General features: G+C 43.2%; 6 protein-coding genes and 1 pseudogene. 2 read left to right on the top strand and 5 right to left on the bottom strand.

Annotation, left to right across the window (positions count from 1 at the left end):
* Positions 1–444, top strand: a pseudogene (locus ACEW8O_RS22185) (purine-nucleoside phosphorylase); the annotation flags it as partial.
* 33 nt (positions 445–477) lie between these two features.
* Positions 478–1,305: a purine-nucleoside phosphorylase gene (locus ACEW8O_RS22180; RefSeq protein ID WP_373496819.1), complete on the top strand. Its 828-nt coding sequence runs from the start codon at positions 478–480 to the stop codon at positions 1,303–1,305.
* A 22-nt stretch (positions 1,306–1,327) separates the two neighbouring features.
* On the opposite strand, the gene ACEW8O_RS22175 is transcribed toward ACEW8O_RS22180, so the two are convergent.
* The 5 genes from ACEW8O_RS22175 to frdA all read right to left on the bottom strand — a co-directional run bounded on the left by ACEW8O_RS22175 (position 1,328) and on the right by frdA (position 5,424).
* On the bottom strand, positions 1,328–1,819 hold the full coding sequence (locus ACEW8O_RS22175) for a hypothetical protein (RefSeq protein WP_373496818.1): 492 nt from the start codon (positions 1,817–1,819) through the stop codon (positions 1,328–1,330).
* Between the two features lie 125 nt (positions 1,820–1,944).
* A complete protein-coding gene (gene frdD, locus ACEW8O_RS22170) occupies positions 1,945–2,295 on the bottom strand; it encodes a fumarate reductase subunit FrdD (protein ID WP_373496817.1) in 351 nt (116 codons plus the stop codon).
* An 18-nt stretch (positions 2,296–2,313) separates the two neighbouring features.
* Positions 2,314–2,721 (bottom strand): hypothetical protein, encoded by a 408-nt coding sequence (locus tag ACEW8O_RS22165; protein WP_373496816.1) that lies wholly within the window; start codon positions 2,719–2,721, stop codon positions 2,314–2,316.
* A gap of 5 nt (positions 2,722–2,726) precedes the next feature.
* On the bottom strand, positions 2,727–3,482 hold the full coding sequence (locus ACEW8O_RS22160; protein ID WP_373496815.1) for a succinate dehydrogenase/fumarate reductase iron-sulfur subunit: 756 nt from the start codon (positions 3,480–3,482) through the stop codon (positions 2,727–2,729).
* Positions 3,483–3,675: 193 nt separating this feature from the next.
* A complete protein-coding gene (gene frdA / locus ACEW8O_RS22155; RefSeq protein ID WP_373496814.1) occupies positions 3,676–5,424 on the bottom strand; it encodes a fumarate reductase (quinol) flavoprotein subunit in 1,749 nt (582 codons plus the stop codon).
* Between the last annotated feature and the right edge of the window lie 63 nt (positions 5,425–5,487).

Below are 5,487 nucleotides of genomic sequence, written 5' to 3'. Positions count from 1 at the left end.
TTGATGATTATTAATGACCACATTGATTTGTTTCCTGAGAATCCCCTAAGAGGGAAAAACCTGGATGAATATGGAGTAAGGTTCCCGGATATGTCAGAACCCTATGACCTGAAATTGGTAGCTAAAGGAATGGATATAGCCAAACAAAATAACCTTAAATTCCACCAGGGAGCCTATGCTGCCATGCAGGGCCCAAATCTGGAAACCAAAGCAGAATATAAATACCTGAGAACAATTGGTGCAGATGCCATTGGAATGAGCACCATTCCGGAGGTGATAGTCGCGCGACATATGGATCTGCCTGTTTTTGCCATATCTGCCATCACGGATCTCTGCACGCCGGGGAATGTCAAAAAAATCAGTATTTCAGAAGTGCTCGCCGCCGCCGCAATTGCCGAACCGGGGATGAGTCTGATCATCAGAGAATTGATTAAGACAATCTAGACCTGAAAGCATTTTTATTACTTCTTAATTTATATGGAAAAAATCCTGACCCTGAGGCACTGCAGGGAATCCGCTGAATTTATCACCAAAAGTATTGGAGGAACTCCTACAATTGGGATAATCCTTGGTTCCGGTTTGGGAGGTTTGGCAGATGATATTGAAGATAAATGTATCATCCCTTATTCGGAAATTCCTCATTTCCCCGTTTCTACTGTGGAGGGTCATAAGAGCGAATTGATCTATGGGTTTTTACAAGGAAAAGCAGTCATCGCAATGGCTGGACGTTTTCATTATTATGAGGGTTATGATATGGCTGAGGTAGTATTCCCCATACGAGTAATGAAACTGCTGGGAGTTGAAAAATTGATTGTCACCAATGCGGCAGGAGGATTGAATCCGGATTTTGAAGTCGGTGACTTGATGTTGATCGAAGATATTATCAGCCGTTTGCCGGATAATCCACTTCGGGGTATCAATCAGGAAGAGTTTGGGCCGAGGTTTCCGGATATGAATGAATCCTTCGATCAGGAGTGGATAAATCAAACCCATTCAAAAGCCAGTGAATTGGGAATAATTTTAAAAAGAGGAACATATCTAGGTGTGACGGGACCGGTTTTGGAAACAAGGGCAGAGATCAGATTTTTAAGGTCAATTGGCGGTGATGCCGTTGGAATGAGCACAGTTCCGGAAGTGATTGCTGCAAATCATGTGGGCATAAAAGTTTTAGGAATATCTGTCATCACCAATGAAAGTATACCCAAAGTCTTCAAGGAATTTACCCATGCAGAAGTAGTACATGTAGCCAAACAGGCCGGAAAGAAGTTGGTCACTTTGATAAAGAGTGTGATCAGCAATTTGTAATCAATTCTCAAAGATTCCAAGGTCACTCCAATAATGGTTCACGGTACTCCTTGGGCCTAGGGGAAAGGTTGTGACGATCCAACGTCCTTACACAGGCATTATACCGTAAGATGGCATCTTCATTACCCGAAGGTCTTAGGTTACTTGCTTCCTCGAAAGATGCAATTGCTTCCACTAACCATTCGTAGGCATCATAATTACTTCCGAAACCTCCTGTTTTAAGCCTTACCTTTGCCAATCTTTCTTTTATGATACCTGTATAATAGGCCTTTTTATAATCATCCTCTATTTTGTTGATAGCATCGCGGGCTTCTTTATCGCCGACACCTGAGCCGAATTGGTCACTTAGGCATAATACAAAATTTACTAAAGCATCTTGTTGTTCGCTTTCTATGGCAAGGATGTCCCTGCATATGCTTTCGGCTTCCGCAGGCTCGTTTAACAAACGGTACCTTTCTACTTTTTCCAAAGCCCGAGGTATTCCATCGGGGGAAATGGTCTTTAATTTATTCATGGCTAATCCGTTTAGTGGTGGAAATTTATTTCAGAAGAAGACCAATTTAAGGTTATTATACCCCAATTCCAAGATTATAATGACGCCGAAGGCATTCAGGGTTTATAGTGTAATCGGTCAGAAAGTCATTGTATGAAGAGAATGAATACCGCAGATAAACTTACAAGTGCTGCTAAACCATAGCAAAATACTGCAATTGTTTTGTCGTATGGATGAAGCTGCAATCCCTCATGTAGCGTAAACCTGAACCGGTGTGCCCAATGAAACATGGAAAGGGAAACTATCCCCAAAATCAATAACCTGCTGTACCAGGGACTCAATAGGCTGGAAAGTCCTTCATAAGACGGCGATAGAATGCCTAATGGAATGACAATCCCGGTCAAAACCAATAGAGCCGGAAGAAACAAAGCCGAAATAGCCCCTCCTCCTCCAAAGAGGCTCCAGAATAAAGGTTCTATGGTTCGCTTTCTTTTCATATTCAAATATCTTATAAGTTATACATTCAAAATCAGCACAAACAATAATATGGAAATGACAAACCATCCCACATAATTGGCTAGGGCTATTAAAATACCGGGAATATTTTTGTCACCCATTTTGATGACCATGGCTTTGGGTGCAAGGTTAAACCAAGTGATACTGTGAAAAAGCAATCCCCCCAACAATAAAACATGAATGATAATGGCCAATGGTGAAACCAGGAAAGACATCATAGCTTCATACGATTCAGGACCTGTCAAAACAGCCTTGACAAAAAACAGGAGAATCAAGCTGTAAGCGGCCACACAGATACTTGTCAGTTCTCTTGCGATAAATTTGATATGTATCCACCTGTTTGTCCACCATAATATATGGATGTGGCGTTTATACATTTTTATGTTGGGCATCACTTTCCTTTCCATGATCCTTATTTTTTGGGTTTTCCGTAAGGCAATACCAATGATTTCCACCATTCTGTTGCTCCTTGGATTTTATAGCGCTGTATGGCCCCGGCAGGATCTACTCCCTTAGGGCAGACCACTGAGCATTCTCCCACAAAAGTACAGTGCCAGATACCCTCATCTGTACTGAGTTCGTCCATACGTACCTGTTGTCCCTGATCTCTGTTGTCCAAGTTGTATCGTTGCGCAAGGGCTAAGGCCGCAGGGCCTATAAAGTTGGGTTCCAATCCATATACAGGACATGCAGAATAGCATAACATGCAATTGATGCACATACTGTAGGTTTTAAAATCCGCCAATTCTGAAGGAGTTTGAAGGTATTCCCCTTCTTCAACAGGTTTTTCCTCTTCTCTGATAATCCAGGGTTTCACGGATTTGAGCTTATTCATAAAGTCCGTCATTTCTATTACCAGATCCCTGATGACAGGAAAATTGTCCAGGGGCTCTATCCGAAGTGGCCCCGGGGCGAATTTGTTCAAAAATGTAGCACAGGTTAGCGCAGGGTTTCCGTTGACCATCATTCCGCAACTTCCGCAGACACCCATCCTGCAGGACCATCTGAAAGATAAAGTTCCATCGATATGGTCCTTGATATAATTTAAGGCATCCAATATTACCCAATCCTTTTTGAGGGGAACCTCATAAGTTTGGTAAACCGGTTTATCCTCTTGTTCAGGACGGTATCTAAAAACTTCAAGGGTTATTTTTGGGTCATTTTCCATATCAGAAAGGGTTAATTTTCTTTTTCTTGGTTTTATTATATGATTATCCGCAATGATACAAGTAATTGTGAAACCCAATGTAAACTTTGGCAAACTCCAAATTTCGGGTTACTTCCGTCTTCCGTCTTCGGTCTTCCAGCCATCTGAATAGAAAACTGATGCAACTTGCAGATAGGCGGATATTCATATTTTATTATCTTCCATATTTTCTTTCCCCGGGAGGCCATTTGGTAATGGTAACCGGTGTGTATCGGACATTGGGCAAATCACCGGGATTTCTATAAGCCAACGAGTGTGCGAGATAATTTTCATCATCCCGATCCGGGAAATCAGTGCGCTGATGGGATCCCCGGGATTCTTTTCTGTGCAGGGCACTCTGCACAATCGCTTCAGCAAGATCCAATAAATAAGATAGTTCCAAGGCAGCTATCAGCCCTGTATTGAAAGTTTTGCTGCTGTCATCTATTTTGATGTTTTTGAATCTTTCCTGCAGTTCACGGATTTTATCCTGAGAGGCCTTCAATGAAGCTTCAGTCCGGTATATGCCTGCACCTGCCTCCATGCACTCATGCATTTCTTTTCTTAGGATGGCAGGTTTTTCCTTTCCGTTTGTTTTGCTCAAAAACTCTCTATCCAAACGAATAGCTTCATCCGAGATCATAGAAGTAATGTTTGGACTACTACCGTTTTGGTTCATGGCAAAATGAGCGGCATTTTCTCCTGCCCTGCTACCAAATACCAATAACTCTGTAAGTGAATTGGAACCTAGGCGATTGGCGCCATTGATGCTGACGCAGGCTGTTTCACCTGCCGCATATAAACCTTCCATTGGGGTTTTTCCATTGATATCAGTATGGATTCCACCCATCATATAATGCACCACCGGTCTGACCGGGATCATTTCATGGATTGGGTCGATATTTTCATACTTCAGACAAAGTTCACGGACAAAGGGGAGTTTGGTATTGATGATTTTTTCACCTAAATGCCTGATGTCGAGATGCACATAATCTCCATAGGCACCCTGAAGTGTTCTTCCTTTTTGCAGTTCCTGTACAAACGCCTGTGAAAGTCGGTCCCTCGGGCCCAATTCCATAGAGCGGAGTACCGGTTTGGCTGAGGGTGTTCCCAGATCATAATCCTGAAGGTAACGGTAGCCGTCCTTATTGAGCAGGTATCCACCTTCGGCGCGGGTCGCTTCGGTAATCAGAATACCTGTGAATGGTAAACCGGTCGGATGATACTGCACGAATTCCATATCCTTGAGCGGGACTCCCGCACGGTAGGCCAATGACATACCATCGCCTGTTTTAATACTGGCATTGGTGGTGTATGGAAAGACTTTACCGCCACCACCTGTGCAAATGACCACTGCTTTGGCAGTAAGGGCATGTACTTTACCGGTGACTATTTCAATCGCAACAGCACCCTGACAGCGACCATTATCCACTAAAAGCTTTGTAGCAAACCACTCATCATACCTTTGGATCTGATCATACTTCAGACTGGTCTGAAAAAGGGTGTGCAGCATGTGGAACCCGGTCTTGTCTGCGGCAAACCATGTACGTTTCATTTTCATTCCGCCAAATGGACGTACTGCCACCTGCCCATCTTCCTGCCTGCTCCATGGGCAACCCCAATGTTCAAGGCGGATCATTTCTTTTGGTGCTTCATTCACAAAAGCTTCCACAGCATCCTGATCGCTCATCCAATCCCCACCTGAAATAGTATCATAAGCATGATCGTCAAGGCTGTCGTCGGATTTGATTACTGCTGCCGCACCCCCTTCCGCTGAAACAGTATGGCTTCTCATAGGGTAAACTTTGGAAATGACAGCTACTTTTAGTTTCGGATTGGTTTCGGCTACTGCAATTGCAGCTCTTAACCCGGCGCCTCCTGCACCGATAATCAAGACATCGCATGTATGCTGTGAATGAACCATCAAGAAAAATTTTTGGGTAAAAACTCCTGATACTTTAATCGCTTGTAATCAAATATAGTAAAA

The organism is Aquiflexum sp. (genome assembly GCF_041749095.1).
In the GTDB taxonomy this organism is placed as follows: Bacteria; Bacteroidota; Bacteroidia; order Cytophagales; family Cyclobacteriaceae; genus Aquiflexum.
The sequence above is the reverse complement of the archived record's forward strand: the minus strand, read 5'-3'. Positions and strand labels throughout refer to the sequence as shown.

Excerpts from the sequence above, each read along its gene's own strand:
- ACEW8O_RS22160 (WP_373496815.1), bottom strand. The coding sequence starts at position 3,482 with ATGGAAAATGACCCAAAAATAACCCTTGAAGTTTTTAGATACCGTCCT.
- ACEW8O_RS22175 (WP_373496818.1), bottom strand. The coding sequence starts at position 1,819 with ATGAATAAATTAAAGACCATTTCCCCCGATGGAATACCTCGGGCTTTG.
- frdA (WP_373496814.1), bottom strand. The coding sequence starts at position 5,424 with ATGGTTCATTCACAGCATACATGCGATGTCTTGATTATCGGTGCAGGA.
- ACEW8O_RS22180 (WP_373496819.1), top strand. The coding sequence starts at position 478 with ATGGAAAAAATCCTGACCCTGAGGCACTGCAGGGAATCCGCTGAATTT.
- ACEW8O_RS22165 (WP_373496816.1), bottom strand. The coding sequence starts at position 2,721 with ATGGAAAGGAAAGTGATGCCCAACATAAAAATGTATAAACGCCACATC.
- frdD (WP_373496817.1), bottom strand. The coding sequence starts at position 2,295 with ATGAAAAGAAAGCGAACCATAGAACCTTTATTCTGGAGCCTCTTTGGA.